This is a genomic window from Mycobacterium sp. NGS56 (genome assembly GCF_059812425.1).
Genome location: NZ_JCALCQ010000008.1, coordinates 161,202 through 187,211 on the forward strand (window position 1 = coordinate 161,202; position 26,010 = coordinate 187,211).

Annotated in this window: 23 protein-coding genes and 1 pseudogene; 21 read left to right on the forward strand and 3 right to left on the reverse strand. The window is 65.2% G+C overall.

Annotated elements, in window-relative coordinates; translation table 11 throughout:
- Window positions 1-56 precede the first annotated feature (56 nt).
- Window positions 57-491 (reverse strand): DUF5318 family protein, encoded by a 435-nt coding sequence (locus tag AC5Y4F_RS19130; RefSeq protein WP_067934865.1) that lies wholly within the window; start codon window positions 489-491, stop codon window positions 57-59.
- A gap of 121 nt (window positions 492-612) precedes the next feature.
- Between AC5Y4F_RS19130 and AC5Y4F_RS19135 the strand changes: the two genes are divergently transcribed.
- The 17 genes from AC5Y4F_RS19135 to AC5Y4F_RS19215 all read left to right on the forward strand — a co-directional run bounded on the left by AC5Y4F_RS19135 (window position 613) and on the right by AC5Y4F_RS19215 (window position 18,492).
- A complete protein-coding gene (locus AC5Y4F_RS19135) occupies window positions 613-1,491 on the forward strand; it encodes a DUF1707 domain-containing protein (RefSeq protein ID WP_499997863.1) in 879 nt (292 codons plus the stop codon).
- Window positions 1,492-1,647: 156 nt separating this feature from the next.
- Entirely contained in the window at window positions 1,648-2,190 is a 543-nt protein-coding gene (locus AC5Y4F_RS19140; protein WP_067934864.1) for a PadR family transcriptional regulator, read from the forward strand.
- Window positions 2,191-2,246: 56 nt separating this feature from the next.
- Entirely contained in the window at window positions 2,247-3,344 is a 1,098-nt protein-coding gene (locus AC5Y4F_RS19145; protein ID WP_499997864.1) for an inositol-3-phosphate synthase, read from the forward strand.
- A 475-nt stretch (window positions 3,345-3,819) separates the two neighbouring features.
- Entirely contained in the window at window positions 3,820-4,299 is a 480-nt protein-coding gene (locus AC5Y4F_RS19150; protein ID WP_082947628.1) for an acyltransferase, read from the forward strand.
- Window positions 4,296-5,882 (forward strand): GMC oxidoreductase, encoded by a 1,587-nt coding sequence (locus AC5Y4F_RS19155; protein ID WP_067934844.1) that lies wholly within the window; start codon window positions 4,296-4,298, stop codon window positions 5,880-5,882. Before AC5Y4F_RS19150 ends, AC5Y4F_RS19155 begins: the two co-directional genes overlap by 4 nt.
- A 40-nt stretch (window positions 5,883-5,922) precedes the next feature.
- Complete coding sequence (locus AC5Y4F_RS19160) at window positions 5,923-7,149, forward strand: DegT/DnrJ/EryC1/StrS family aminotransferase (RefSeq protein WP_499997865.1); 1,227 nt, start codon at window positions 5,923-5,925, stop codon at window positions 7,147-7,149.
- A gap of 369 nt (window positions 7,150-7,518) precedes the next feature.
- Complete coding sequence (locus tag AC5Y4F_RS19165; protein ID WP_067934840.1) at window positions 7,519-8,646, forward strand: LLM class flavin-dependent oxidoreductase; 1,128 nt, start codon at window positions 7,519-7,521, stop codon at window positions 8,644-8,646.
- On the forward strand, window positions 8,643-9,812 hold the full coding sequence (locus AC5Y4F_RS19170; protein ID WP_499997866.1) for a sulfotransferase family protein: 1,170 nt from the start codon (window positions 8,643-8,645) through the stop codon (window positions 9,810-9,812). Before AC5Y4F_RS19165 ends, AC5Y4F_RS19170 begins: the two co-directional genes overlap by 4 nt.
- Window position 9,813: 1 nt before the next feature.
- Window positions 9,814-10,617, forward strand: coding sequence for a sugar phosphate isomerase/epimerase family protein (locus AC5Y4F_RS19175; protein WP_499997884.1), 804 nt, complete (start codon window positions 9,814-9,816; stop codon window positions 10,615-10,617).
- A gap of 2 nt (window positions 10,618-10,619) precedes the next feature.
- Window positions 10,620-11,828, forward strand: a complete 1,209-nt coding sequence (locus tag AC5Y4F_RS19180) for a DUF1214 domain-containing protein (protein WP_499997867.1) — start codon at window positions 10,620-10,622, stop codon at window positions 11,826-11,828.
- A 158-nt stretch (window positions 11,829-11,986) separates the two neighbouring features.
- Entirely contained in the window at window positions 11,987-12,901 is a 915-nt protein-coding gene (locus AC5Y4F_RS19185) for an Rv0045c family esterase (RefSeq protein WP_067934862.1), read from the forward strand.
- Between the two features lie 15 nt (window positions 12,902-12,916).
- Window positions 12,917-13,729 (forward strand): LLM class F420-dependent oxidoreductase, encoded by an 813-nt coding sequence (locus AC5Y4F_RS19190; protein ID WP_499997868.1) that lies wholly within the window; start codon window positions 12,917-12,919, stop codon window positions 13,727-13,729.
- Between the two features lie 110 nt (window positions 13,730-13,839).
- A complete protein-coding gene (locus AC5Y4F_RS19195) occupies window positions 13,840-14,580 on the forward strand; it encodes a GntR family transcriptional regulator (RefSeq protein WP_067934832.1) in 741 nt (246 codons plus the stop codon).
- Window positions 14,581-14,629: 49 nt separating this feature from the next.
- The gene (locus AC5Y4F_RS19200) at window positions 14,630-16,447 is read left to right on the forward strand and encodes an ABC transporter substrate-binding protein/permease (protein ID WP_067934830.1); all 1,818 of its coding nucleotides are present in this window, start codon (window positions 14,630-14,632) and stop codon (window positions 16,445-16,447) included.
- Window positions 16,448-16,455: 8 nt separating this feature from the next.
- Window positions 16,456-17,193 (forward strand): amino acid ABC transporter ATP-binding protein, encoded by a 738-nt coding sequence (locus AC5Y4F_RS19205; RefSeq protein WP_369829708.1) that lies wholly within the window; start codon window positions 16,456-16,458, stop codon window positions 17,191-17,193.
- Between the two features lie 65 nt (window positions 17,194-17,258).
- Window positions 17,259-17,762, forward strand: coding sequence for a MarR family winged helix-turn-helix transcriptional regulator (locus tag AC5Y4F_RS19210; RefSeq protein ID WP_067934827.1), 504 nt, complete (start codon window positions 17,259-17,261; stop codon window positions 17,760-17,762).
- A 58-nt stretch (window positions 17,763-17,820) separates the two neighbouring features.
- Window positions 17,821-18,492: an SDR family oxidoreductase gene (locus tag AC5Y4F_RS19215; protein ID WP_067934826.1), complete on the forward strand. Its 672-nt coding sequence runs from the start codon at window positions 17,821-17,823 to the stop codon at window positions 18,490-18,492.
- A 6-nt stretch (window positions 18,493-18,498) separates the two neighbouring features.
- Here AC5Y4F_RS19215 and leuS read toward each other — a convergent pair whose 3' ends face one another.
- Complete coding sequence (gene leuS / locus AC5Y4F_RS19220; RefSeq protein WP_067934824.1) at window positions 18,499-21,408, reverse strand: leucine--tRNA ligase; 2,910 nt, start codon at window positions 21,406-21,408, stop codon at window positions 18,499-18,501.
- Window positions 21,409-21,592: 184 nt separating this feature from the next.
- On the opposite strand from leuS, the gene AC5Y4F_RS19225 reads away from it, so the two are divergent.
- Together AC5Y4F_RS19225 and AC5Y4F_RS19230 are read left to right on the forward strand one after the other, a co-directional pair.
- Window positions 21,593-22,693: an LpqN/LpqT family lipoprotein gene (locus AC5Y4F_RS19225; RefSeq protein ID WP_067934860.1), complete on the forward strand. Its 1,101-nt coding sequence runs from the start codon at window positions 21,593-21,595 to the stop codon at window positions 22,691-22,693.
- A gap of 68 nt (window positions 22,694-22,761) precedes the next feature.
- Window positions 22,762-23,103 (forward strand): hypothetical protein, encoded by a 342-nt coding sequence (locus tag AC5Y4F_RS19230; protein ID WP_067934822.1) that lies wholly within the window; start codon window positions 22,762-22,764, stop codon window positions 23,101-23,103.
- A 19-nt stretch (window positions 23,104-23,122) separates the two neighbouring features.
- Here AC5Y4F_RS19230 and AC5Y4F_RS19235 read toward each other — a convergent pair whose 3' ends face one another.
- Window positions 23,123-23,731: a YqgE/AlgH family protein gene (locus AC5Y4F_RS19235; RefSeq protein WP_156750054.1), complete on the reverse strand. Its 609-nt coding sequence runs from the start codon at window positions 23,729-23,731 to the stop codon at window positions 23,123-23,125.
- A gap of 84 nt (window positions 23,732-23,815) precedes the next feature.
- Between AC5Y4F_RS19235 and AC5Y4F_RS19240 the strand changes: the two are divergent.
- Both AC5Y4F_RS19240 and AC5Y4F_RS19245 read left to right on the forward strand, forming a co-directional pair.
- Window positions 23,816-25,160 (forward strand): annotated as a pseudogene (locus tag AC5Y4F_RS19240) (MFS transporter).
- A gap of 50 nt (window positions 25,161-25,210) precedes the next feature.
- Window positions 25,211-25,984 (forward strand): TIGR03084 family metal-binding protein, encoded by a 774-nt coding sequence (locus tag AC5Y4F_RS19245; protein WP_499997869.1) that lies wholly within the window; start codon window positions 25,211-25,213, stop codon window positions 25,982-25,984.
- The last annotated feature ends 26 nt before the right edge of the window (window positions 25,985-26,010 follow it).

Sequence of the window (26,010 nt, forward strand, 5' to 3'; positions counted from 1 at the left end):
CATGCTCAGTCGCTGGCCCACGCTGGTCACCGGTCGGCTGGTCGTGGCGCCCTTCGTTATTCAATGGCCGTGCGGGCGTTGTTGCGCGCCGTCCGCGTGCGTCCGGTGCCCCGGGGCGGAGGTGCCGTGCGAGCCGCACCGAGCACATATGACTTGACGAGATGATTCCAGCTGCAGGTCCTGCACACCTCCACCACGTGGACGGCGAACTCCTCGAAGCGGCTTGCCAGCATCACCAATTCCTCGGCCGTGCGCGCCGAGCCCGACACCGCACCGAGGTGTTCGCCGAACACCCATGACACCAGGGTCAACTGCTCCTTGCGGCAGATCGGACACATGACCTGGCTCGGTTTCCCGTGAAACTTGGCGGCGCGCAGCAGATACGGGTTCGCGTCACAAACCTCGGACACACCCGTGCGGCCCGAGTACACCTCGGCCAGCAGTGAGCGCCGCCGGAGCGCGTAGTCCACCACTTGTCGCTGCAATCGCACGCCCACCAGAGTACGTCGCCATCTCGAGCAGGGATACGCAACCGAACCGTGGCGCCCGGCGCGCAGTAGTCGACGGTGGTTTCTGCGCCAAACCGGGGACTGGACTTCTACGATCGTCTCCGTGGCGAAATGGCTCGGGACAACGCTGGCCGCCGGCGCGACGACGACTACCCGCGCCAAGGACACCGACCGTCAAGACACGTGCACGGTCCTCGACGACGCTCTGGCCGACGGCGAGCTCTCCGCCGAAGAGCACCGGGAGCGGGTCAGCGCGGCCACCAAGGCAGTGACGCTGGGCGACTTGTACGCCCTGGTGAACGATCTGCAGACCAATGCAGGGCGGCAACCGCCCGCCCTCGACTCGCAGCCGAAGGTACCGCGCGTCGGCGGCTGGCGAGTGCTGGCAGCCGCCTTCGTCGTGTCGGTGTTGCTGGGCATGGGCATCGGGTGGGGGCTCTACGGCAACACCCGCTCGCCGCTGGACTTCACCACCGATCCGGGAGCCAAGCCGGACGGAGTCGCCCCCGTGGTGCTCACGCCGCCCACACAGCTGCACTCGGTCGGCGGGCTCACCGGGCTCTTCGAGCAGATGCGCAAGCGTGTGGGGGACACGATCGGCTACCGGTTGGTGATCTACCCGACCTATGCGGCTCTAGACCGCCCGGATCCCTCCGACGACCGCCGGATACTGGCGTATACCTATCGCGGTGGCTGGGGCGATCCGACTAGTTCGGCCAAGAGTTCGGCCGACGGGCCCGTCCCGGTCGACCTGAGCAAATTCGATGTGACCAAGACCGTGGCGATCATGCGCGGCGCCCCCGAGACGCTGCACATGAAGCCGTCTGACGTCAAGAGCAGCTACCTGATCGTCGAGCCGGCAACCGACCCGACCACACCGGGCGCGCTTTTGCTGTCTTTGTATGTGTCCAGCGACTACGGAGGCGGATACGTCACCTTCTCGGGTGACGGCACCGTCAAGCAGACGAATCTGCCCACGTAAAGACCGAACCCACGGCGCATTTCACACCCACGCGCTGCGACGAACTCCACACCAACAGTTGGTGGTGTTGTGGCTAATATATCGAGACGATACGATTGCGCGAGGCGTCGAACCGTCGTAACCAGCCACGCAAATCCTTTCAGGGAGGTGATTCGATTGCTGGAGCTCGCCATCCTGGGTCTGCTGATCGAGTCGCCGATGCACGGCTACGAGTTGCGCAAGCGGCTGACCGGTCTACTCGGCGCGTTCCGGGCGTTTTCGTACGGATCGCTCTACCCGGCCTTGCGGCGCATGCAGGCCGAGGGCTTGATTGCCGAGAATGCCGCCCCGGCCGGGACGCCGGTCCGGCGGGCCCGCCGCGTCTACCAGCTGACCGACGAGGGCCGCCGACGCTTCGGGGAACTGGTGTCCGACACCGGTCCCCACAACTACACCGACGACGGCTTCGGGGTACACCTGGCGTTCTTCAACCGGACTCCGGCAGAGGCGCGGATGCGCATTCTGGAAGGCCGCCGCCGTCAGGTCGAGGAAAGGCGGGAAGGTCTGCGCGAAGCGGTTGCGCGGGCCAGTAGCTCGTTCGACCGCTACACCCGCCAGCTTCATCAATTGGGGCTCGAGTCCAGTGAGCGCGAAGTCAAGTGGCTCAACGAGCTCATCGCTGCGGAGCGGGCTATGCCCGGCCTCTCCGAGCAAACGTAAATCCCTGCACGAACCCAGCATCCCAGTCAGTGGCTAGAGGTTAGGAGAACGCCCATATGAGTGAGCAGAACGCGCCGCAGGCGTCGACGGAGGTACGAGTCGCCATTGTCGGCGTCGGTAACTGCGCGTCTTCGCTGGTTCAGGGCGTGCAGTACTACTACGACGCCGACGCGAACAGCACCGTGCCCGGCTTGATGCACGTGAAGTTCGGCCAGTATCACGTCCGCGACGTGAAGTTCGTCGCCGCGTTCGATGTGGACGCCAAGAAGGTTGGCTTCGACCTGTCCGAGGCGATCTTCGCTTCGGAGAACAACACCATCAAGATCGCCGACGTGCCGCCCACCAACGTAACGGTGCAATGCGGGCCGACGCTGGACGGCATCGGTAAGTACTACGCCGACACCATCGAGGTGTCCGACGTCGAGCCCGTCGACGTGGTCGAGGCGCTGCGCGAGGCCAACGTCGACGTGCTGGTGTCGTACCTGCCGGTGGGCTCCGAAGAGGCCGACAAGTTCTACGCCCAGTGCGCCATCGACGCCGGCGTGGCGTTCGTCAACGCGCTGCCGGTCTTCATCGCCTCGGACCCGGTGTGGGCCAAGAAGTTCGCCGACGCCGGCGTGCCGATCGTCGGTGACGACATCAAGAGCCAGGTCGGCGCGACCATCACCCACCGTGTGATGGCCAAGCTGTTCGAAGACCGCGGCGTGCAGCTGGACCGCACCATGCAGCTCAACGTCGGCGGCAACATGGACTTCCTCAACATGCTCGAGCGCGAGCGCCTCGAGTCCAAGAAGATCTCCAAGACGCAGGCCGTCACCTCGAACCTGCAGCGCGAGTTCAAAACCAAGGACGTGCACATCGGCCCGTCCGACCACGTCAGCTGGCTCGACGACCGCAAGTGGGCCTACGTGCGGCTCGAGGGCCGCGCCTTCGGTGATGTGCCGCTGAACCTGGAGTACAAGCTCGAGGTCTGGGATTCGCCGAACTCCGCAGGCGTCATCATCGACGCGGTGCGCGCCGCCAAGATCGCCAAGGACCGCGGCATCGGCGGTCCGGTGATCCCGGCGTCGGCCTACCTGATGAAGAGCCCGCCGCAGCAGCTGCCCGACGACATCGCGCGCAGCCAGCTCGAAGAGTTCATCATCTCGGGCTGAGACGTTCGAGATTGCGGCAACCCCGTTTCCGGAAGTCTTTCGGACGGGGCCGGTACTCCGTCGGTCATCGTCGTGTGCGCGGCGCTGCCGATCGGACCGTGGGCGGCACGTAACATCGTCGTCGTGTACCAAGCCGGCCAGATCTCCAGAAGTACGTTCGCGGAATCGCTCTGGTACGGCAAGGGGGTGGTGTCGGGGCCGCCCGGCTCCGTCGCTCACTGCGGATCTGGGTCGTCACTACCGGGACCAACATTTGCGCGTTCCGGCCGTCCGGGATTCTGCGCGCCGCGTGGGAGGGCCGCTTGGAGATGGCGTGGTTCGCGCTATCGTTCGTTTACACGGTTGCGGGCGTCCTCTTTCGGCTCAATGTCGCCGAGCCGCGCAACAACCAATCCGTCTATGCCTGTTTTTCGGTGATGGCGGCGTTCATGTTGCGTCATCTCTACGCCACCTCGAGGCGCCGGAGGCTGCGGGCATGAGTCCATCGCTTGCTCTCAAATTGCTCTTTAGACGCTTCTTCTGTTTAAAGCTGGCCAACCTATGCCCATTTACCTCTGGGCGAATCGTCCTTTATCGGCTCATGGGCATTCGAATCGGCTCGGACGTGTACATGGGTTTCAATGTCGAGCTCGAGACGAACTTCCCGGAACTCGTGAGCATCGGCAATCACGTCACGATCTCCCATCGCTGCATCATCACCGCCCACATGGACAGCCCTTCGGACACACCCGTGAAAGATTTCCTTCCAATGGGCGCGAAGCCGGTCATCATCGAAGACGGGGCATGGATCTGCATCGGCGCGACCATCCTGCCCGGGGTTACGGTCGGCGAAAACGCGGTGGTCGCGGCGGGAGCGGTAGTGTCTCGAGACGTCCCGGCCAATACCGTGGTCGCGGGCATTCCCGCGCGGCATGTCAAGCGCCTCGACGCTGCTTTTCCGGAGGCCGGACTATGACGGCGGTCGGCATCGTCGGTTCCGGGCACACTGCTATTGCCGTCGCGAAAGTGCTTGTGCGGCGCGGTGTTCGCCCCATCATCCTCGACGTAGGAGAAACGCTCGACGCCGATCGACAGGCCGTCGTGACGCGGATGGGCGCGCAGCAGAAGACGGAGTGGAGCGCCGAGGATCTGGCCGTGGTCACGCACAATCCCACCGTTTCGCAGAAGAAAGTGCTGCGACTTGCGTTCGGGTCGGACTACCCCTACGCGGGCACGAGGGCGAACGCGCCGCTCGACGTGGTCGAGGATGGCCCGAGCCCCTCCATGGCACGCGGCGGCTACAGCACGATTTGGGGTGCCGCGATGCTGCCCGCCGCACCGTGCGATCTGCAGGCGTGGCCCTTTGACGCGCGCGATCTCGATCCGTACTACGAGCTTGTCCTGCGGGACTTGCCGTTCTCCGCGACGAACGATGCGCTGGCCCGCGTGTTTCCTCTCTACCGAGACGACGCTCAGCCGCTCGCCCCGTCGCCGCTCGTCCAATCCTTTCTGCGGACGCTGGAACGCTCGCAGTTCTTTCGAAGCCGCAACGACGTGGCCTACGGGCAAGCGCGCATTGCGGTCCGCGCCATAGACGGTCCGGACGGTCCCGGGTGCGTCTACTGTGGGCGCTGCCTTTCGGGGTGTGTCTACGGATCGATTTACTCCGCCGAGCAAGACCTCCGGAAGATGATTCGAGCCGGCGAAGTCGACTACCGATCTGGCCGAACGGTGATCGAATTTTCGGAGCGCGGCAACGAGGTAGAAGTCCTCTGCGAGACCAGCGCAGGCCCCGAACAGGTCGTGGTTGATCGTCTGTTCGTTGCGGCCGGCGCGCTCAACTCGACGCGCCTCGTGCTCGAGTCGAAACGACTCTATGACCGTCCGGCGGTAATGAAGACGACGCAGGGCTTCGTTGTCCCGATGGTCAACGTTCGAGGCGCGCCATACGAGTGGCCAAACGCCAACACCCTCTCGGGAGCCTTCTTCGAGTTCAAACATCCCTCGATTTCGGACCATTGGATCCATACGCAGATCAGTCCAGCCAACGAGCTCATCCTGGCGAAGTTGGGTTACCAAGCGAATGACAGGCTCTTCGACAACGTCCGCAAACTCGCGCTCCGACGACTCCTTATCGCGCAGTGTAATTTTCACTCGGATCTAGCCGGTTCCTATCTGGTGCGCCTGAACCCCGGAGGCGCCAACAAACGCAGCGTCCTTTCGGTAAGAATTCAGCCTTCAACGCAATTTGCACATGTAATGAAAAAGGGTTCGCGACGACTCACCCGGCTCCTGTCCATGGTCGGCGTCGTACCCGTCACCCCGTTGATGTACGGCGACCCGCTGCATCCGATCGGCTGGCACTTCGGCGGTACGCTGCCCATGACTAAGGCTCCCAGCGACGAGATGCACACGGACTTGCTGGGACGCCCAAAGGGGTGGCGGCAAATCCACGTCGTCGACAGCAGCGTCTTTTCTTCCGTACCCGCAACGACGGTTGCCTTACTCGCGATGGCAAACGCGTCTCGAATCGCCCAAACCGCTCCGCTCGAAAACTGAGGAATCCGTGGCTATCCCGCGCACTATCATCTACCATCCCGTGAGGTTTGATGTCCGGAACTACATCGCTTCGTTCCGGGATCTGAACCGCATCTCGAAGGCGCAAGCGAACGAAAAGGTCGCGGAGTTCGAACGCGCCTTTGCGCGCTACATGGGCGTAAGCAGCGCGCACGCGTTTCCGTATGCACGAACAGCGCTCTACTTCGCGTTAAAAGCGCAGAACTTCGAACCGGGTTCGGAGATCATCATGCCGCCCATCACGATCAAGCCGATGATGGATATCGTCATCAGCCTCGGCCTAAAACCCGTATTCGCCGATATCGAGCTGGACACGCTGTGCTTCGACCTCGACGAACTGAAGAAGGCAATCACTCCCAAAACCCGCGCGGTCCTGCTCACCTATCTGTTCGGAATCGCTCCCAACGTGGACCGACTCATGGCCCTGTGCCGAGAGCACGCTTTGTTCGTAGTAGAGGATTTCTCGCACGCGCTGAACGCCTCGTGGAACGGCAAGAAGCTCGGCACGTTCGGAAACGTTGGCATCTACTCGTGTTCGAGGACCAAGACCTTGGACGCCTACGGCGGCGGACTCGCGGTCACGAACGACCCAGCACTCGCGAAGCATCTCCAAGAGGCGAAGGATTCGCTGAAGCCGACACCCCCTGCGCGCCTTCGCGCGAAAATTATAGAAACCCTCATCACGAACGTCGCTACGCGCCGTCCGGTCTTCACAGCCGCCGTGGCGCCGATGCTTTCGCTGGTCGGAAGGATCAATCCGGAGAAGCAAAAAGCGCTCACGGGCGCGCGCCAAAACCTGAAACCCGACACCGTGCTTCCAGAGGACTACTTCGAGCAATTTACTTGGGCGCAGGCCGAAGCCGGGTTGGCGATGCTGGCGAAGGTCGAGAAGGAAGACGAAAGACGAATCTCGAATGTTGCGGAGATCCGCCAGCCTCTAGTGGCATTCGGCGAACCCTGCGCGCGAACTGACCAGCCCGCGCGGAGCGTGTACTGGCAGTTCGTGGTGTTCGCCCCGGACCCGGAGCGTTTCCGAAAAGCACTCGCGAGCCGCGGAATCGACACGGGTACAACGAACCTCTCGATCGTCAGCGGCCTGGGAATCTATCCGGAATTCGAAGAGAAGTGTCCCAACGCCGAGCGCGTAAAGAACAACGCCATGTACATTCCCGTTTACCCGCGGCTCGGCGAGAGGTCTGTCAAGCACGTCATCGACGCGATTTCCTACGCGCTCGAGCAGTCGGGGTGATTCGAAACCTCTAGAGCGGGCGATCTGACCTCGCCGAAGCGCACACTGTCGCTCGCGCTTCTACAACGAGATCAGTGACCTACCGACGATTCAATCGCACCCTGCACCGAGTAGGGCCTCTGACTTCGACACCCAACGAGGTTGCGCCCGTGCCCGCTGGCTCGAGCTCTACAAACCCTCGGCGCTGCCACGGTGCACTCAACGGACCCCCGCCCCTCAGCCGACTGCCACCAACCTCATAACCGACCACAACCAGCGCCTTTGCGGATCACCCAATGATCGGTGCGCGGTACCGGTGCGGCCGGTGCGGCGGGCGCAATCGTCAAACCATCGACACACTGCTGTGCAGGTGCTTAGCATCATGTCTCGATGACCGTTCAGCCCGCAGCGTTTCTGCGTACCACGCTCCCCCTTGACTTGTCCGGACTCGCCGGACTCGACAGCGGTCGCTACCACTCCATCTGGCTGCCCGACCACATGGTCAGCTTCTGGCCGGACTCGATCTGGACACCCGAATTCACCGACCTGGCCACCGCTTCCCCCTCACCGCACCGCCACTTGGACGGCCTCGCCGTAGCGGCCGCGGCCGCCGTGCTCACCGAAAGGGTTCCTCTGGTCAGCGCCGTGGTCGATACCGTGCGCCGCCATCCCGCCATGCTCGCGCAGACCGCGTTGACCATCGATCACCTCGCCAAGGGTCGTTTCATCCTCGGACTGGGCAGCGGCGAGAGCGAGAACACGCTGCCTTACGGCTTCGACTTCTCGCGTTCGGTCAGCCGCTTCGAGGAAGCGCTGACGGTGATCCAGTTGCTGTGGCGCGGCGACGGCCCGGTCGACTTCGACGGCCGGTTCTTTTCGCTGCGCCATGCCCGGTTGGACACCGAACCCTACGACGGCCGGCCTCCGCCGATCTGGATCGGCGCCAGCGGTCCACGAATGCTCGACATCGCGGGTCGGTACGCCGACGGGTGGTGGCCGGCGGGCGCCTGGACTCCCGAGCACTACGCCCAGATGCTCTCGGCGGTGCGGTCGTCCGCCGAACGCGCCGGCCGCGATCCGATGGCGATCGTCCCCTGCTTCATCCAGGTGTGCCTGATCGGTGCGGACGACACCGCCCTCGCCGAGATCCTGCAGGCTCCCCTGGTCAAGGCCTTTCTATTGCAGGTCTCTGCAAAGACGCTGCGCGGCTTTGGGTTTGACCACCCGATGGGTGAGAATTGGGGTGGTTTCCAGGACATCGACCCGGCGGTACTCACTCGGGAACGGATCGTCCAGTTTCTGGAGAACGTGCGCCCCGAGATGGTTCTGGCCGTCGTACCCCACGGCACGCCGAAAGAGGTCGCCAAGATCGTCAAGACGTACGTAGACGCGGGCCTGCGTGTGCCCAAGATCCTCGACTACGGCGCCATGGCCGGACTCAACTTCGCACAGGCTTCGTCAGCGAACGTCCGCGCGGCTGAGGACGAGCTGGTACGACTCTGCGGAGACCGTTCGTGACAACGGGTTTGGACGCCGCAGAGATGCTCGCCGCCGCCGAGGCGGAAACCGGACTGCGCGACTACGGTGATCCCACCTTGCCAGAACGCTTCGCTATCGCCGTCGGGCATCTGAACGATCTGGGCATGGATGCGGACGGGCGCTTCGAAGCCACGCAGGTATGTCGTTGGCTGCTGACGTCGCGCCTCGAACTCATCGAGGACCGCAACCGCTACCCGATAGGCGCTGAAGTCATCGAGTCGCCGATGTTCGTCACCGGCGAACCCCGTTCGGGGACAACGCTTATGCACGCCCTGATGTCGGTCGACCCGCGATCCAGAGCGCTGCGATTCTGGGAGGTGATGTACCCATCCCCCCCGCCGGGGCTGGCCACGCCCAACGACCAGCGCCGCACGCGCGCCGATGCCGACTGGCGGGAGATCAACGCCAAGATGCCGAAATGGTTGCACAGCCACCCCTACAACGACATGCTGGGCGACGGCCTTCCCGAGGACGAACGCACCTGGGCGTTCGACTTCCGGGTGCTGACCCCCACCGCGTGGTGGCGGGTGCCGATGCAATCACTGGTCGGCGGTCTGCCAACCGATCCGGCCGCGCAATATCGGCTGCACAAGGCCATGCTGCAGCAGCTGCAATATCAGCGGCCGCGAAAGTACTGGGTGCTGAAGGGTTTTCATGGCTTTCGGCTCAAAGAAATGTTCGACGCCTATCCCGACGCCACGCTGGTGTGGCTGCACCGCGATCCTGTCCAGGTCGCGGCCTCACGCACGATGATGATGGCTGACATTGCCGAAGGTATGGTCGGTCCCGTTGACCTCCACGCCCACGCAAAGCTGCATCTGGAACTGACGCGCGCCAGCATTGCCAATACGATGAGCAATCCCATGGTGAACGATCCGCGCATTCTGCACGTCCGTTACACCGATTTCGTCGCCGATCAAGTCGGTACGGTGCAGCGCTACTACGCATTCGCCGGCCGCGAGGTGACGCCCGCCGCCGAATCGGCCATGCGCGACTACCTGGCCAACAATCGCGGCGACCGGTACGGCAAGTTCCGTTACTCCACCCAGCTGCTGGTCGACATCGGCGAAGACCTCGACGCCCTGCACGCCGAATTCCGGGCGTTTCGTGAACGATTCGGCGTCGAGATCGAAGCCCGTGATTGACGTGACGACGCCGCACAAACGTCTGTCCGTCCACGATGTCACCTTCTTCGGCGCTTCCTTGGCCGAGGTGGAACAGCATTGGGCGGCCCTCGGCGTGTCGCGGTTGAGCGTTCTGGACAGCGAGCTGCTCGATCCTGGATTCCCGAAGTTATTGCAGCGCAATACCTATACTGTGGAGGCGGCGTGCCACATCTTCGGCGGTCGCCGGCTGGACACCAGCGCGCAGGCAGCACGGGACGCGCTGCTGGAAGTGATCGACGCCGCGGCCGCGGTGGGTGCGCGCGTGGTCTATCTGCTCAGCGGCGGGCGGGGCGCGCTGACCTGGCCGCAGGCCGCCGACCGCTTCACCGCCATGATCGCCCCCTGTGTCGAGCGCGCCAAGCAGGCAGGTGTGTCGTTGGCGATCGAGAACGCCTCGAGCCTGTACGCCGATATTCATCTCGCCCACACCCTGCGCGATACCGTTGCGTTGGCCGAGATGAGCGGGCTCGGCATCTGCATCGATGTGTTCCACTGCTGGGCAGAGGGCGATGTCGAAGCGATGGTGCAGCAGGCGCTGCCACGAACCGAGCTCATTCAGCTCAGCGATTACGTGCTGGGCGACCGAGCGCTTCCGGGTCGCGCGGTGCCTGGGGACGGCGCGATCCCCCTCGAAGCCTTCATTGGCCAGGTTCTGGCCGGTGGCTACACACACGGATTCGACCTGGAATTGATCGGGCCCCGCATCGAATCGGAGGGCCGCTTGCAATCCGCGCGTCGCGCCTGCGGCGTTGTCGGCGCAATACTGGACAGATTGGGTGCCTGACAATGACTTTCGGCGACGGCCTCGACGACGAGGCGCTGCGCTCGGCATGGGCAGAATTCTGTGCCCAACTCCAACGCGCGGGCGAACAAGTCTTCAAAGACGCCAACCCGGGCGCCGCACTGCAGCGCGCCGACGCATACCGATTTCTGACCCAGAATCTCGGTCAGGCCTTCGATCTGGCGCTGGAAACCCGCGACACCGGCTATCCGGCGCTGCACACCTTCTGCGGCCCCACCCGCAAGCTCGGCGGTGACTGTGCCGACTTCACCTACCAACAAGCATGGATCGACGGACACTCGACCTACCGGATCACCGGCACTCGGGGCACCGCGCGCTTCTTCAACGTCACCGTGCAGGGACGACGTCCGCCCGGCCCGGGCGTCTTGCATGAACCCTTCGGTGACACACCGCAGGCCAACCTGCTGGGCCATCAACTCGACATCGGTGGGGACGGACGCTTCGAGCTCTACATCGGCGGGGCCGAGCGGTCGACCAACTGGCTGCCCACCACGCCGGAATCACGAAAACTGTTCATCCGCCAAGGGTTTGACCGTTGGGACGAATCGCCGGCGCAGATGTGCATCGAACGCGTCGACATGGCCTCCCCCAAGCCATTGCCCAGCCCTTCCGACATGGTCGACGCGATGCGCTGGGCCGGTGATTTCGTCACCGGTCTGATGTCCGATTGGCCCGAGTACCCCTTCATCCACGGCGGCGTGGACGCCGAACACCCGAACACCTTCCCGCGCGTCGGCGCCACCGACGCCGACAACAAGCGCGGCCGGACCGCTGCCAACATGTATTGGGAACTGGCGGCCGACGAGGCACTGATCATCGAATTCGACGCCCATGACGGACTGTGGATGTTCACCAACATGGGCGTCTTCTTCAACAGCATGGACTACCTGTATCGCCCGGTGAGCTACACACCGAGCCGCACCCAAATCGACCACGACGGCCGCATCCGGTTGGTCATGGCTCACCGCGATCCCGGCGTGCACAACTGGCTGGACACCCAGGGCTTCGAACGCGGCAATCTGACCTACCGGCACCTGCTCGAGGGCGAACCCGCCGTGCTGGACACCCGAGTGGTCAAGCACGATGAACTGCTCGGCGTCCTGCCCGAAGAAACCGCCATGGCGAGTGCGCCGGAGCGCGTCGCCGCGATGTGGGAACGCTTCCATGGCATCCGCCGCCGTTACGTCCTCTAGGCCGATGGTGGCGACCCGCTGCGCCCGGCCTACACCGCGCTTGCGATCACCACAAGCCGATGGTGGCGACCCGCTGCGCCCGGCCTACACCGCGCTTGCGATCACCACAAGCCGATGGTGGCGACCCGCTCGAACCGACGGCGCTAGTGTCAAAGATCGTGACCGAGATCTCCGAAGACGAACTGGCCGGGCTGTCCGAATTCTCGCTGCTGTCCGAAAACGCCGAGCAGGCCGGATTCTCCGGCCCCCTGCCCGAAGCCGAGCGCGTCGCGTCCGGCACGGGCGAAAGCAAAATCAGCGCCTTGCGGTGGGGCAGCGCTCCCCCGCGGATCGTGTTCGTGCATGGCGGCGGCCAGAACGCGCACACCTGGGACACCATCATCGTCGGCATCGGTGAACCCGCGCTTGCGGTCGATTTGCCCGGCCACGGCCACTCCGCCTGGCGCGAGGACGGCGACTATTCGCCGCAGCACAACGCCGACGCGTTACTGCCGATCCTGCGCGAACACGCCGCGTCGGCCGACCTCGTCGTCGGCATGTCGCTGGGCGGATTGACCGCGATCCGGCTGGGCGCGGTCGCGCCCGAGCTGGTCAAAGAGCTGGTGCTGGTCGACGTCACTCCGTCGGCACTACAACGGCATTCGGAGATGACCAAGGAGCAGCAGGGCACCGTAGCGCTGATGCACGGGGAACGCGAGTTCCCCAGCTTCCAGGCCATGCTCGACTTGACGGTCGCGGCGGCGCCGCACCGCGAGGTGAAGGCACTGCGCCGCGGGGTGTTCCACAACTCGCGCAAGCTGGACAACGGCAAGTGGACGTGGCGCTATGACGCCATCCGCACCTTCCCGGATTTCGCCAGTCTGTGGGACGACGTCGACGCCTTGTCCGCACCGGTGACGCTGGTGCGCGGCGGCTCATCGGCCTTCGTCAGCGACGAGGACGCGGCCGAGCTCGGCCGTCGCGCAAAGCATTTCCGTTCTGCGCACGTGGTAGAGAATTCGGGCCATTCCGTGCAAAGCGACCAGCCCCGCGCGCTGATCGACCTACTGCGAGGGGTGCTCGACGCACGCTGAGCCTACGGTGGGGAGATGACTTCTGACCGTCCCGTGCGTATCGGTGTCCAGCTGCAGCCGCAACACGCGCCGCAGTACAGCCAGATTCGAGATGCCGTGCGCCGCTGCGAGGACATCGGCGTAGACATCGCCTTCAACTGGGATCATTTCTTCCCGCTCTACGGCGACCCCGACGGTCCGCATTTCGAATGCTGGACGATGCTCGGGGCCTGGGCCGAGCAAACATCACGCATCCAGATCGGCGCGCTGGTGACGTGCAACTCCTACCGCAATCCGGAGCTGCTGGCCGATATGGCCCGCACCGTCGACCATATTTCCGACGGCCGGCTCATCCTGGGCATCGGTTCGGGGTGGAAACAAAAGGACTATGACGAGTACGGCTACGAATTCGGCACCGTCGGCAGCCGCCTGGACGACCTGGCGACCGCACTGCCTCGAATTCAAGCGCGGCTGGCCAAACTGAACCCGCCTCCCACCCGTGAGCTGCCGATCCTGATCGGCGGTAAGGGCCCCCGAAAGACGCTGCGACTGGTCGCCGAATACGGCGACATCTGGCACGGCTTCACCACCGTCGAAACCTATCCGGCCGCGTCGGCCGTGCTTGAAGAACACTGCGCCGCCGTGGGCCGCGACCCGTCCACCATCGAGAGATCTGCCGGCGTCGAGGACAACAGCGGTGTTCGCCGCGGCGAGCGCCTTGACGGGTTGATTGCCAACGCCGAAGGCCTCACCGCGCTAGGCGTGACCCTGCTGACCGTCGGCGTGAACGGTCCGGACTACGACCTGACCGCCGCCGAAGCGCTGTGCGAGTGGCGCGATCACCGTTAGACCGGCGGCTGCAATCGAACATGGGGCAAACACCTAAACGCACGCGCCAATTCGTGAGAAACTCTCACCGCTAGATGGCCGAACCGGTGTGAAAGAGACTCAACAAAAAGATGCCGAAGAAATACGGGGTCAAAGAAAAGGACCTGGTTGTTTCGCACATCCTCCACCTTTTGTTGACCGGTAAGCTGCGCACTGGGGACCGCGTCGACCGCAATGAAATTGCGATCTGCTTAGGAGTGAGCCGAGTCCCTATTCAAGAAGCACTGGTCCAGCTCGAACACGACGGCATCGTGTCCACGCGTTATCACCGCGGCGCGTTTGTCGAACGGTTCGATGAAGCCACCGTGCTCGAGCACCACGAGCTCGACGGGCTGCTCAATGCGATTGCGTCCGCCCGCGCGGCGACCAGCCCAACGCCGCGGATCCTGGGGCACCTCGATCGGCTGATGCGCTCGCTGCGCGGCGCCAAGGATGCGCGCGCCTTCACCGACATCGCCGCCGAATACCGGCGCACGGTCAACGACGAATACGCCGGTCCGCGGCTGCATGCCACGATCCGCGCCTCGCAGAACCTCATCCCCCGCCTGTTCTGGACGACGTATCAAAGCGGACGTGACGAGATGCTGCCGTTCTACGAAGACGAGACTGCGGCGATACAGCGGCGCGACCCCGACGCCGCGCGGGCAGCGTGCGTCAACCGTTCCTATCTGATGGCCCAGAGAATGCTGGCCGAACTGTTCCGGCGGCGGGTCTTCACCCCCACCGACGACTTCAGTCGGGTCGGTCCCGGCGCGCTGCCGGTCATCCCCGGCGCGAACACCATCCGCGCCGAACCATCGCTGTCGCTTTGAACCGACTCTGATCGGGCCGCGTTGCCGCTGTGTCGTTACCGTGACACTGATGAGTTCGCGCGTAGGCCGGTATGCCAAGCGTCGCGGACGGGCCTTTGGCCTGGCCGCGACCGTCCTCATGGTATGCGGCGTCGCATTGGGTGTCCCGGTCGCGCCGGCCGCCGCCGACTGGAACCAATGCGCGCCGGCCGGTGTGGAGGCCGCCCGGAGCCTGCCCAAAGACCTGACCAAAAACACGACCGCCGGCGAGGACGACCGCGACACAACGGCATCGGTCGAGCCGGTCAGCGCGGTCGACGTCGGTGCCTTGGATCTCGGGACGCCGGCTGTGCTGACGGTCGGCACGTTATCGGATGCCCCGCCCAACGTCTGCATCAATCCGACTGGCGAATTCAGCGGCTTCGACAACGAACTGCTGCGCGCCATCGCCGACAAACTAGGTCTGCCGGTCCGGTTCGTCAGTACCGACTTTTCCGCGCTGCTGGCCCAGGTCGCGTCCCGGCGCTTCGACGTCGGCTCGGCAGCGGTTAAGGCCACCGAAGCCCGTCGGCGCACCGTCTCGTTCACCAACGGCTATGACTTCGGGTTCTATTCGCTGGTCGTTCCGCCCGGTTCGGCGATCCACAAGTTCAGCGACCTCGCGGCCGCCCAGCGCATCGCCGTCGTGCAAGGCACCGTCGAGGAGTCGTACGTCGTCGATGTACTGCATATGCAACCCGTGAAGTATCCGAGCTTTGCCACCTTGTACGCCAGCCTCAAATCCCGCCAGATCGATGCGTGGGTGGCGCCGGGAAGCCTCGCGGCGACCGTCATTCGCCCGGGTGATCCCGCGGTGGTCACCGCGAACACTTACAGCCCAGGCAATTTCGTGGCTTTTGCGGTGGCCCAGAACAACAAGCCGTTGATCGACGCGCTCAATTCCGGGCTGGACGCCGTCATCGCCGACGGCACCTGGGCACGCCTGTACACCCAATGGGTGCCGCGGTCGTTGCCGCCCGGCTGGAAGCCCGGCTCCAAAGCCGCCCCCATCCCCAAACTGCCGGACTTCGCCGCGATCGCGCAACAACACCGCTCCCCCACAGGCCCTCCCGCCCCGAAATCACCACTGGCGCAATTGGGGGATTCGTTCTTCGACTGGGATATGTACCGGCGGGCCATTCCGATTCTATTCACCACGGGATTGCCCAATACCTTGATTCTGACCACCAGCGCCCTCGCGATCGGTCTGGCGTTGGGGATGGTGTTGGCGATGGCGGGAATCTCGCACCGGGGCTGGCTGCGTTGGCCGGCCCGGGTATACACCGACATTTTCCGAGGCTTGCCCGAAGTGGTGATCATCTTGCTGATCGGAATGGGCATCGGCCCGTTGGTCAGCGCGTTGACCAACAAGAATCCTTACCCCCTCGGCATCGCAGCACTGGGATTGATGGCAGCCGCCTACGTCGGCGAGATTCTGCGCTCCGGAATTCAAAGCGTCGACCCCGGGCAACTGGAAGCGTCTCGGGCGCTGGGCTTCAGCTATTCCACCGCGATGCGGCTGGTGGTGGTACCGCAGGGAGTCCGTCGCGTGCTCCCCGCCCTGGTCAATCAGGCCATCGGGTTGTTGAAGGCATCGGCGCTGGTGTACTTCCTCGGCCTGATCGCCGATCAGCGGGAGCTGTTTCAAGTCGGACGAGACCTCAACGCGCAGACCGGCAGCCTTTCGCCATTGGTGGCCGCCGGTCTTTTCTATCTGCTATTGACCATTCCGCTAACGCATTTGGTGAACTACATCGACACCCGCCTTCGCCGCGGCCGCAGTGCCGCGGCCCCAGAGGACGACGACGCCGACCTACTTGCGACGACATTCGGCCAGGAAATCACGTGACCTCCAGCATTCATGCCCGAGTGTCAGTCTCGCTGGCGGCCAAGAACCTTCACCAGACGCTGGGCGCAAGCAAGGTGCTGCGCGGCGTCGATATCGAGGCACCCGCGGGCAGCACCGTAGCGATCATCGGGCCGTCCGGCTCGGGAAAGTCAACACTGCTGCGTACCATGAACCGCCTGTATGAGCCCGACAGCGGCGACATTCTGCTGGATGGCAGATCGGTGCTGCACGATGATCCCGACGAGCTGCGCCAACGCATAGGCATGGTGTTCCAGCATTTCAATCTCTTCCCGCACCGCAGCGTTTTGGACAACGTGGCGATGGCCCCGCGAAAGCTGCGGCGTCTGCCGGCTGACAAGGCTCGCGACCTGGCGCTGGCACAGCTGGACCGAGTTGGCCTGAAGCACAAGGCCGGTGCCCGCCCCAGCACGCTGTCCGGCGGACAACAACAGCGGGTGGCGATCGCCCGTGCGCTGGCGATGGCGCCGCAGGTGATGTTTTTCGATGAGGCGACCTCGGCGTTGGATCCCGAAATGGTCAAGGGAATACTCCAACTCATTGCGGACCTCGGCGAGGATGGCATGACAATGATTGTGGTAACCCACGAAATGGGTTTCGCGCGGTCGGCATCCGATGTCGTTGCTTTTATGGATCACGGCAGGGTCGTGGAGTCGGGCCCTCCGGAGCAAATATTCGATGCCGCAGAGACCGAACGGCTGCAGCGGTTTTTGTCCCAAGTCCTTTGACCTGAACTATCTGGTGCGCGATAGCTCCCTTGTAAGCACCTCATATCGGGATAGACTCCCGATTTATGGCAGACAGCGAATCGCCTCCGGCCGAGGTAGCCGAGCTCGCCGAGGGTTTGCACCGAGCGCTGTCCAAACTGTTTGCCATTCTCCGCCGCGGCGACCCCAGCGGGGCGGCGGCCGGAGAGCTGACCCTGGCGCAATTGTCGATCCTGGTCACGCTGCTCGACCAGGGCCCGATCCGGATGACCGATCTCGCCGCACACGAACGGGTGCGAACTCCCACCACGACCGTGGCGATCCGCCGGCTGGAGAAGGTGGGGTTGGTCAAACGTTCCCGTGACCCGTCCGATCTGCGTGCGGTACTCGTGGACATCACCCCGCGGGGGCGAGCTGTCCACGGTGAATCGCTGGCTAATCGGCGCGCTTCGCTGGCCGCGATGCTGAGCCAGCTCCCGGCGTCCGACCTGGACACCCTGATGCAGGCGTTGGCGCCACTCGAACGGCTGGCCTCCGGTGACCCGACGTCGGGACCGGCCGGCGTGCCACCCGCACGCAAGGAAGCCTGAAAGGCTTTCGCCGTCACCGGTTTTCGGTTACCTCTGTGCCGTGGGTAGACTGCAGGGCATGCCCAATGCACTCATCACCGGCGCCGGCGGTGGTATCGGCTCGGCCATCGCCACTGCGCTGGCACCCACGCATACCCTGCTGTTGGCGGGCCGCCCGTCCGATCGGCTCGATGCGGTGTCGGAGCGACTAGGGGCCACCACGTTTCCGCTGGATCTCACCGACTCCGGCGATATCGAAGCCGCCTGCGAAATCGTGGACGAACTCGACGTACTGGTGCACAATGCGGGGGTGGCCATACCCGGCAGTGTTGCCGACTCGAACGTCGACGAATGGCGCGCCACCTTTGCCGTCAATGTCTTTGGCGCGGTGGAACTTACGCTGGCGCTGTTGCCGGCGCTGCGAAGGGCCCGCGGACAGGTGGTGTTCATCAACTCCGGCGCCGGCCGCACCGCTTCGCGGAGTATGGCCTCCTATTCGTCCAGTAAGTTCGCGCTGCGCGCCTTCGCGGATTCGCTGCGCAGCGGCGAACCGGAGTTGAGGGTGACGACCGTTTATCCGGGACGGACCGACAGCGACATGCAGCGAGAACTCGTCCGGTTCGAGGGCGGCACGTATGACCCCGCCAACTTTTTGAAGCCCGAGACGGTGGCGACTGCGGTGGCCAATGCGGTTGCCACCCCGCCGGACGGCCACATGCACGAGGTGGTGCTGCGGCCCGCCGAGCGCTAGGCGTCGCTACACGACCAGGTTGACCAGTCGGCCCGGGACCACGATCACTTTGCGCGGGTTGGCACCCGCCAAAAATGCCTGGACCTTCTCATCGGCGAGCGCGGCGGCCTTCAGCGTGTCCTGGTCGGCGTCGGCGGCCACCACCACTCGCCCGCGCACCTTGCCATTCACCTGCACGGGGTACTCGACGGTGTCGTCGACCAGATAGGCGGGATCGGCGACTGGGAAGGGACCGTGCGCCAGCGGGGTCTGATGGCCCAGGCGCAGCCACAATTCCTCGGCCATATGCGGGGCCAGCGGAGCCAACATCAACACCAGCGGCTCGACGGCCGCACGCGGCACCGCGTCGCGGTGCTCCTTGGTGAGATGGTTGGTGTACTCGATCAGCTTCGCAGCAGCGGTGTTATTGCGAAGTGCCGCATAGTCTTCCGCAACCCCGGCGATCGTCCGATTCAGTGCTCGCAGCGTATCGGTCGCCATGTCCTGTGCCAGTCCGTCGACCACCCGGGTGTCACCGGTCTGCTCGTCGATCACCAAACGCCACACGCGCTGCAGGAAGCGGTGGGCTCCTACGACATCCTTGGTCGCCCAGGGTCGGGAGGCCTCCAGCGGGCCCATCGACATTTCATAGACCCGCAGCGTGTCGGCGCCGTAGTCGTCGCAGATCTCGTCGGGCGAGATCGAATTTTTCAGGCTCTTACCGATTTTCCCGAATTCCTGGAAGACTTCGATCTCTCCCCCGGGCCCCGGATAAATGAAACGGCCATCCCGCTCGACCACTTCTTCCGCCGGGACGTACGAGCCGCGCGCGTCGGTGTAGGCGAAGGCCTGGATATAACCCTGGTTGACCAGCCGGCGATAGGGTTCGCGGGAGCTCACGTGGCCCAGGTCGTAGAGGACCTTGTGCCAGAACCTGCAATACAGCAGGTGCAGCACCGCGTGTTCGGCGCCGCCGACGTAAAGGTCGACGCCACCGGGATCGTCCGCGCCGTGCTCGGCCGGCCGCGGGCCCATCCAGTAGGCCTCGTTTTCCTTGTCGCAGAACCGTTCCGAGTTGTGCGGGTCGGTGTAGCGCAGTTCGTACCAAGAGCTGGCGGCCCACTGAGGCATCACGTTGGTGTCGCGGGTGTAGGGCTTGAGGCCGTCGCCGAGGTCCAATTCGACGTGCACCCACTCCGTCGCCTTGGCCAGCGGCGGCGAGGGCTCGCTGTCGGCGTCGTCGGGGTCGAACAGCACGGGCGCGTAGTCCGGCATGTCGGGCAACTCCACCGGCAGTGCGGCTTCGCTGAGGGCGTGCGCACGCCCGTCGGCGTCATAGACGATGGGAAACGGTTCGCCCCAATAGCGCTGACGGGCGAAAAGCCAATCCCGCAGCTTGTATTCGATGCGCGCGCGGCCGCGACCCTCGGCCTCCAGGCGCGCGGTGACCTTGTCCTTGGCCGCGGCCACATCCAATCCGTCGAGGTACCCGGAGTTGACCAGCACCCCGTCACCGGCATACGCGGACTCCGAAATGTCACCGCCGGCAATGACTTCCACAATCGGAAGCCCGAACTCGTGGGCGAAGTCCCAGTCGCGCTGATCGTGGCCGGGGACCGCCATGATCGCCCCGGTGCCGTATCCGGCCAGCACGTAGTCGGCAATGAAGATCGGCACCGGTTTACCGTTGGTCGGATTTGTGGCGTAACTGCCCAAGAAGACACCGGTCTTCGCCTTGCTCTCCTGGCGTTCGAGGTCGGATTTCGATCCGATCGCCCGCCGGTACGCGGTGACGGCCTCGCGCGGTGTGGCGGCACCGTACGTCCAGCGTGCGTCGGTGCCGTCCGGCCAGGCGGCCGCCACCAACTCATCGACCAGGTCGTGCTCGGGCGCCAGCACCAGGTATGTGGCGCCGAACAGCGTGTCGGGCCGGGTGGTGAACACCTCGATATCGAGCGTCTCGCCGTCGGTGCCGGTCGCCGCGAACAGCGCTGCAGCGCCTGTGGACCGGCCGATCCAGTTGCGCTGCATGGTCTTGACCGGTTCAGGCCAGTCCAGCAGGTCGAGGTCGTCAAGCAGCCGGTCGGAGTATGCGGTGATGCGCATCATCCACTGCCGCAATCGTTTCCGGAACACCGGGAAATTGCCGCGGTCGCTGCGCCCGTCGGCGGTCACCTCTTCGTTGGCCAGCACGGTGCCCAGACCGGGACACCAGTTCACCATCGAGTCGGCCCGGTAGACCAGTCGGTGGCCGTCGATGACGTCGGCGCGCTCCCCCGCCGACAACCCGGCCCAGTCCCGCCCGTCCTCCAGGCGACGTGCGCCGGAATCGAATTCGGCGACCAATTCGGTGATCGGGCGGGCCTTGTTGGCGGCGGTGTCGAACCAGGCGTTGTAGATCTGCAGGAAGATCCACTGGGTCCACTTGTAGAACTCGACATCGGTCGTCGAGAAGCTGCGTCGGCTGTCGTGGCCGAGGCCCAGGCGTCCCAGCTGGCGCCGGAAATTGATGACGTTGGCCTCGGTCCGGATGCGCGGATGGGTGCCGGTCTGCACCGCGTACTGCTCGGCCGGCAGCCCGAAGGCGTCAAACCCTAATGCGTGCAGCACATTGCGGCCGGTCATCCGGAAGTAGCGTGCGTATACGTCCGTTGCGATGTAGCCCAGTGGGTGACCGACGTGCAGCCCCTCCCCCGACGGGTAGGGAAACATGTCCTGCACGAACAACTTGTCGTCCGGGACCGGCGCTCCGTCTGAGGGAGCCAACGAACCGACCGGGTTTGGCACGTTGAACGTCCCCAGCTTCGCCCAGTTCTCCTGCCACGCGCCCTCGATACGGCCCGCCAGCGCCGCGGTGTAGCGATGCGGCGGCGCGTCAGAGTCGGGCGCGGCGGCGCCAGAGCTGCTCGCCGGCGAGGCGATCGGGGAGTCGGTCACCTGAACAGGGTATAAGGGCCGACACGAGGGGTCTGCCGGCCACAGGTTGGTCTCGGTTCCGTTGCGCGCCGATCAGAGGTTCATCCCAGGTGTGTTTCGGCCCTGTGCACGCCTTTGACCTCTAGTTACAGTCAGCCACTATCGACGGCTTCTGGTAGAAGAGCCTTTGGAAGGACCGACGCAGATGATTGAGATCGTCCCCGTCCGCCGGGCACTGCTCGGCGGACTGGTCGCAGGCCTGATGGGCCTGGCGGTTGTTGCGGGCGGCACGGCATCGGCAGACCCGTTGCCTCCGGTACCGGCGCCCGTCCCCACGGTTCCCGCGCAGGCACCGCCGAACCTCGGACCCGAGCTGGTGCCGCCGAGCAGATATCTCGCGGCTCCGCCGGCCGGCAACCAGACCGCCCCGCAGGCGACCGCCACAGCCCCCGGAACCACGGCACCGGCTACTGCCGGCCCAGCGGTTCCGGTTCCGGCGTCCTCTGGAACGATCCACGAATTCCTGCAGTCGAAGGGCGTGAAGCTCGAGGCGCAAAAGCCGCAGGGCTTCACTGCTCTCGACATCACCTTGCCGATGCCCCCGCGCTGGACCCAGGTACCCGATCCCAACGTGCCCGATGCGTTCGCGGTCATCGCCGACCGGCATGGCAGCAGTATCTACTCATCGAATGCGCAAGTCGTGGTCTACAAACTGGTCGGCGCCTTCGATCCGAAAGAGGCCATCACCCACGGCTACATCGACAGCCAGAAGCTGTTTGCCTGGCAGCCCACCAACGCCTCGATGGCCGATTTCAACGGCTTCCCGTCGTCGATCATTGAGGGCACCTACCGCGACGGCGACTTGACGCTCAACACCTCGCGGCGCCATGTCATCGCCACGTCGGGACACGACAAGTACCTCGTGTCGCTGGCGGTGACCACCGATCGCGCGGTGAGCGTCGCCGACGCACCGGCCACCGACGCCATCATCAACGGATTCCGCGTGAGCGTCCCCGGCGCGGCTGCCCCGGCACCGGCCCAGGTTCCCGCCACCTCTCCGGTTGGGCTGCCCAATCAGGCTCCCGCCGCCGCACCGGGCGCACCGGTACCGGCCGTGGCTCCAGTCGCGCCTGCCGCCCCGGCACCCGGCACGGCTCCACTGGTGCCGCTCGCCCAGACGTCACCCCCGGCGCCCGTCGGGCTCCCCGCGCAGCCGCCGATGACAAATCCGCAGCGCACACCCAGCCTGCTGGCCATGGTGCCGGGACTGCCCCCGCTACCGAATTTCTCGTTCCTCCAGCACTAGCGGACGGCGGCACCGGCACCCGCCGAGCCGGGTGTGCGGGCCGGCGACCCGGCTCGTATTGTGAGCCCATGCTGATTGCGGGCGTGCTGTGCATGTGTGCTGCGGTGGCCTCGGCGGGGTTCGGCACCTGGACGCTCGCGCATAACCGGAGTTTCGGCGCCACCGCATTGGCGCTTCGCGCGATGGCGCCGACACAGTTGGCCGCCGCCGTGATGCTGGCAGCCGGTGGCGCGGTGGCCGTGGCCGCGGCTCCAGACACCGCGCTGGTCGTGCTCGTCGTCTGTGTGGTAGGGGCGCTGGGTACGTTGGCCGCGGGCTCGTGGCAGAGTGCGCGTTTCGTGCTGCGCCAGGAAGCGGCGGCACCCACCTGCGTCGGCAGCTGCGCCGGCTGCATACAGTCGTGCCACTGATTGAATTGGGGGAGTGGCCCTAGTTTCGGCTGATGTCGATGGGGTGGGTGGCCAGCAGCGAAAGCGGCAGCGGCTGACGCCGCAAAACCTGGCCCCACAGGTCGGACCTCGGTCCCACCAGCACGTCGGATGGTAAGGCGGACAACACGATCCAATCGTCGCGTTCGATCTCGCCCTCCAGCTGACCGATAGTCCAGCCTGAGTACCCCGCGAAGATCCGGACCCCTTCGACCAGAGGCGCGATGCCGTCGGGGTCGGCGTCCAGATCGACCATGACCACCCGGCCGTCCACGTGCCGCAGGCCCGGCGCGTCCTGGGGATCGGCGCCCACCCGCAGCGTGGCCAGGCACAGCGCCGCGTCACGCTTCACCGGTCCGCCGATGAACATGGTCTTCGGCTTGGCCGACAACTTGGTCCACTGGGGCAACACGTTGTACACCGCGGTGTCGCTGGCGCGGTTCAGGACGACGCCCAGCGTGCCGCCGTCGTTGTGCTCGACGATGTAGATCACGCTGCGGCGAAACGTGGGCTCGAGAAGGTCGGTATTGGCGAGCAGCAAAGTGCCCGCGCGCACCCGTTGCGCGGCGGGTGCGACGTAGTCCTCTGGATCCTCCGGCGGCGGCACCACACCATCATCGCATCCGGCGCATCGTGGCCCGGGGCAATCCGAACCGTGGGCCCTGGAGATTTGTACTGTTGTTGGACGGCTCTGATCGCGCGAGCCTTATCAGCCCCAATCGTGGAAGTCGGTTTCGGTGATCCCAACTCGGATGCAGTCCAGCGCACCCGTCGAAGTCTGGCGGTCGGTGCGCGTTTTGCCAGACTTCTGGCGGCTGCTGCAGGTGCGCATCGCGAGCCAATTCGGTGACGGTTTGTTCCAGGCGGCGCTTGCCGGGGCTTTGCTGTTCAGCCCCGATCGGGCCGCCGACCCTCTTTCCATAGCGCGCGCCTTCACGGTTCTGTTCTTGCCGTACTCGCTTTTGGGCCCGTTCGCCGGCGCCCTGATGGACCGTTGGGATCGGCGGCTGGTGCTCGTCGGCGCCAACGTGGGCCGGCTGGTCCTCTTCGCCGCGATCGGCACCATCCTGGCGGTCCGGGCCGGCGATGTGCCGCTACTGCTGGGCGCCCTGTTGGCCAACGGTTTGGCGCGGTTCGTCGGGTCCGGGCTGTCGGCGTCGCTGCCGCATGTGGTGCCGCGCGAGCAGGTGGTGACGATGAACTCGGTCGCCACGGCATCCGGGGCCATCGCGGCGTTCTTCGGCGCAAATTTCATGCTGGTGCCACGATTCATCTTGGGCGCCAGCGACAAGGGCGCCTCGGCAATCGTGTTCATCACAACGATCCCCGTGTCCATCGCGTTGCTGTTGTCCTGGCGCTTCGGTTCGCGGGTGCTGGGCCCCGACGACACCCGGCGTGCGATCCACGGACCCGTCGTCTACGCGGTGATCACCGGCTGGCTGCACGGAGCACGCACGGTGGCGCAGCGGCCCACGGTCGCCGCCACCCTGTCCGGCTTGGCCGCGCACCGCATGGTCGTCGGCATCAACTCGCTGTTGGTCTTGTTGCTGGTCCATCACATGCCCAACCTCAAGGGTGGGGGGTTCGGCACCGCCCTCCTGTTCTTCGGCGCCGCGGGCCTCGGCGCCTTTTTGGCCAACGTTCTCACCCCGCCCGCGGTCCGCCGCTGGGGGCGGTACGCGACGGCGAACGGCGCGTTGGCGACGTCGGCGATCATCGAGGTCGCCGGCGCCGAACTGCTCGTCCCGGTCATGGTCGCGTGCGGCTTCCTGCTCGGGATCACCGGGCAGGTGGTCAAGCTCTGCGCCGACACCGCAATTCAGATGGATGTCGATGACGCACTTCGCGGGCACGTGTTCGCCGTACAGGACGCGCTGTTCTGGGTCGCGTTCATCGTCTCGATCACGGTGGCCGGCATCTTGATTCCCGACGACGGGCACGCGCCCACCTTCGCGCTGTTCGGATCCGTGCTTTACCTGATGGGCCTGGTCGTGCACAGCATCATCGGTCGCGGCGGCGACGCAACGAGCGATCGTTAAGGTACAGACGTGAGTTGTGCGATGGCCGCAGCCGACAGCCGGGAGTGCCGATGACCGGTCCCGCGCCCATGGTCGACAATCTGCGCGCCGAGAGCGACACCCTCGACGCACTGGTCTCACCGTTGTCACCGGACCGCTGGGCCGACCCGACGCCCGCGCCCGGCTGGACCATCGCCCACCAGATCGGCCACCTGCTGTGGACCGATCGGGTCGCTCTGATCGCCATTACCGACGAGGCCGGGTTCGCCGAGGTGTTGGAACGCGCGGCCGCTGACCCGGCGGGTTTCGTGGACAAAGGCGCCGAGGAGGTGGCGGCGCTGGCGCCGGCCGATCTACTGGCCGACTGGCGGCTCACCCGGGGACGATTACACGATGCACTGCTCACGGTGCAGTCCGGTCGCAAACTCCCATGGTTCGGCCCGCCGATGAGCGCGGCCTCGATGGCCACCGCGCGCCTGATGGAGACGTGGGCGCACGGCGTCGATGTCGCCGACGCTCTGGGCGTCACGCGACCCGCGACCGAACGGCTGCGGTCGATCGCTCACCTCGGGGTACGGACCCGCGATTTCGCCTTCGCCATCAACAATTTGGTGCCGCCGGCAGAGCCCTTCTTCGTCGAACTGCGTGGTCCCGGCGGCGACACGTGGACCTGGGGGCCGCCCGATGCCGAGCAGCGGGTCAGTGGGTCCGCGCAGGATTTCTGTTTCCTTGTCACCCAACGGCGACCGCTGAGCGCCCTCGACATCACCGCCCATGGCGCCGACGCCCAGCGCTGGTTGCAGATCGCTCAAGCCTTCGCCGGGCCTCCCGGCGCCGGTCGATGAGCACGCGAAGCGCGCGAAGAGAGCCG

Bases quoted from the DNA above. Each gene is read 5' to 3' on its own strand.
- AC5Y4F_RS19195 (WP_067934832.1), top strand. From the start codon at position 13,840: ATGCCGAAGAAATACGGGGTCAAAGAAAAGGACCTGGTTGTTTCGCAC.
- AC5Y4F_RS19230 (WP_067934822.1), top strand. From the start codon at position 22,762: ATGCTGATTGCGGGCGTGCTGTGCATGTGTGCTGCGGTGGCCTCGGCG.
- AC5Y4F_RS19155 (WP_067934844.1), top strand. From the start codon at position 4,296: ATGACGGCGGTCGGCATCGTCGGTTCCGGGCACACTGCTATTGCCGTC.
- AC5Y4F_RS19150 (WP_082947628.1), top strand. From the start codon at position 3,820: ATGAGTCCATCGCTTGCTCTCAAATTGCTCTTTAGACGCTTCTTCTGT.
- AC5Y4F_RS19210 (WP_067934827.1), top strand. From the start codon at position 17,259: ATGGCAGACAGCGAATCGCCTCCGGCCGAGGTAGCCGAGCTCGCCGAG.
- AC5Y4F_RS19215 (WP_067934826.1), top strand. From the start codon at position 17,821: ATGCCCAATGCACTCATCACCGGCGCCGGCGGTGGTATCGGCTCGGCC.
- AC5Y4F_RS19190 (WP_499997868.1), top strand. From the start codon at position 12,917: ATGACTTCTGACCGTCCCGTGCGTATCGGTGTCCAGCTGCAGCCGCAA.
- AC5Y4F_RS19180 (WP_499997867.1), top strand. From the start codon at position 10,620: ATGACTTTCGGCGACGGCCTCGACGACGAGGCGCTGCGCTCGGCATGG.
- AC5Y4F_RS19165 (WP_067934840.1), top strand. From the start codon at position 7,519: ATGACCGTTCAGCCCGCAGCGTTTCTGCGTACCACGCTCCCCCTTGAC.
- AC5Y4F_RS19245 (WP_499997869.1), top strand. From the start codon at position 25,211: ATGACCGGTCCCGCGCCCATGGTCGACAATCTGCGCGCCGAGAGCGAC.
- AC5Y4F_RS19225 (WP_067934860.1), top strand. From the start codon at position 21,593: ATGATTGAGATCGTCCCCGTCCGCCGGGCACTGCTCGGCGGACTGGTC.
- AC5Y4F_RS19200 (WP_067934830.1), top strand. From the start codon at position 14,630: ATGAGTTCGCGCGTAGGCCGGTATGCCAAGCGTCGCGGACGGGCCTTT.
- AC5Y4F_RS19145 (WP_499997864.1), top strand. From the start codon at position 2,247: ATGAGTGAGCAGAACGCGCCGCAGGCGTCGACGGAGGTACGAGTCGCC.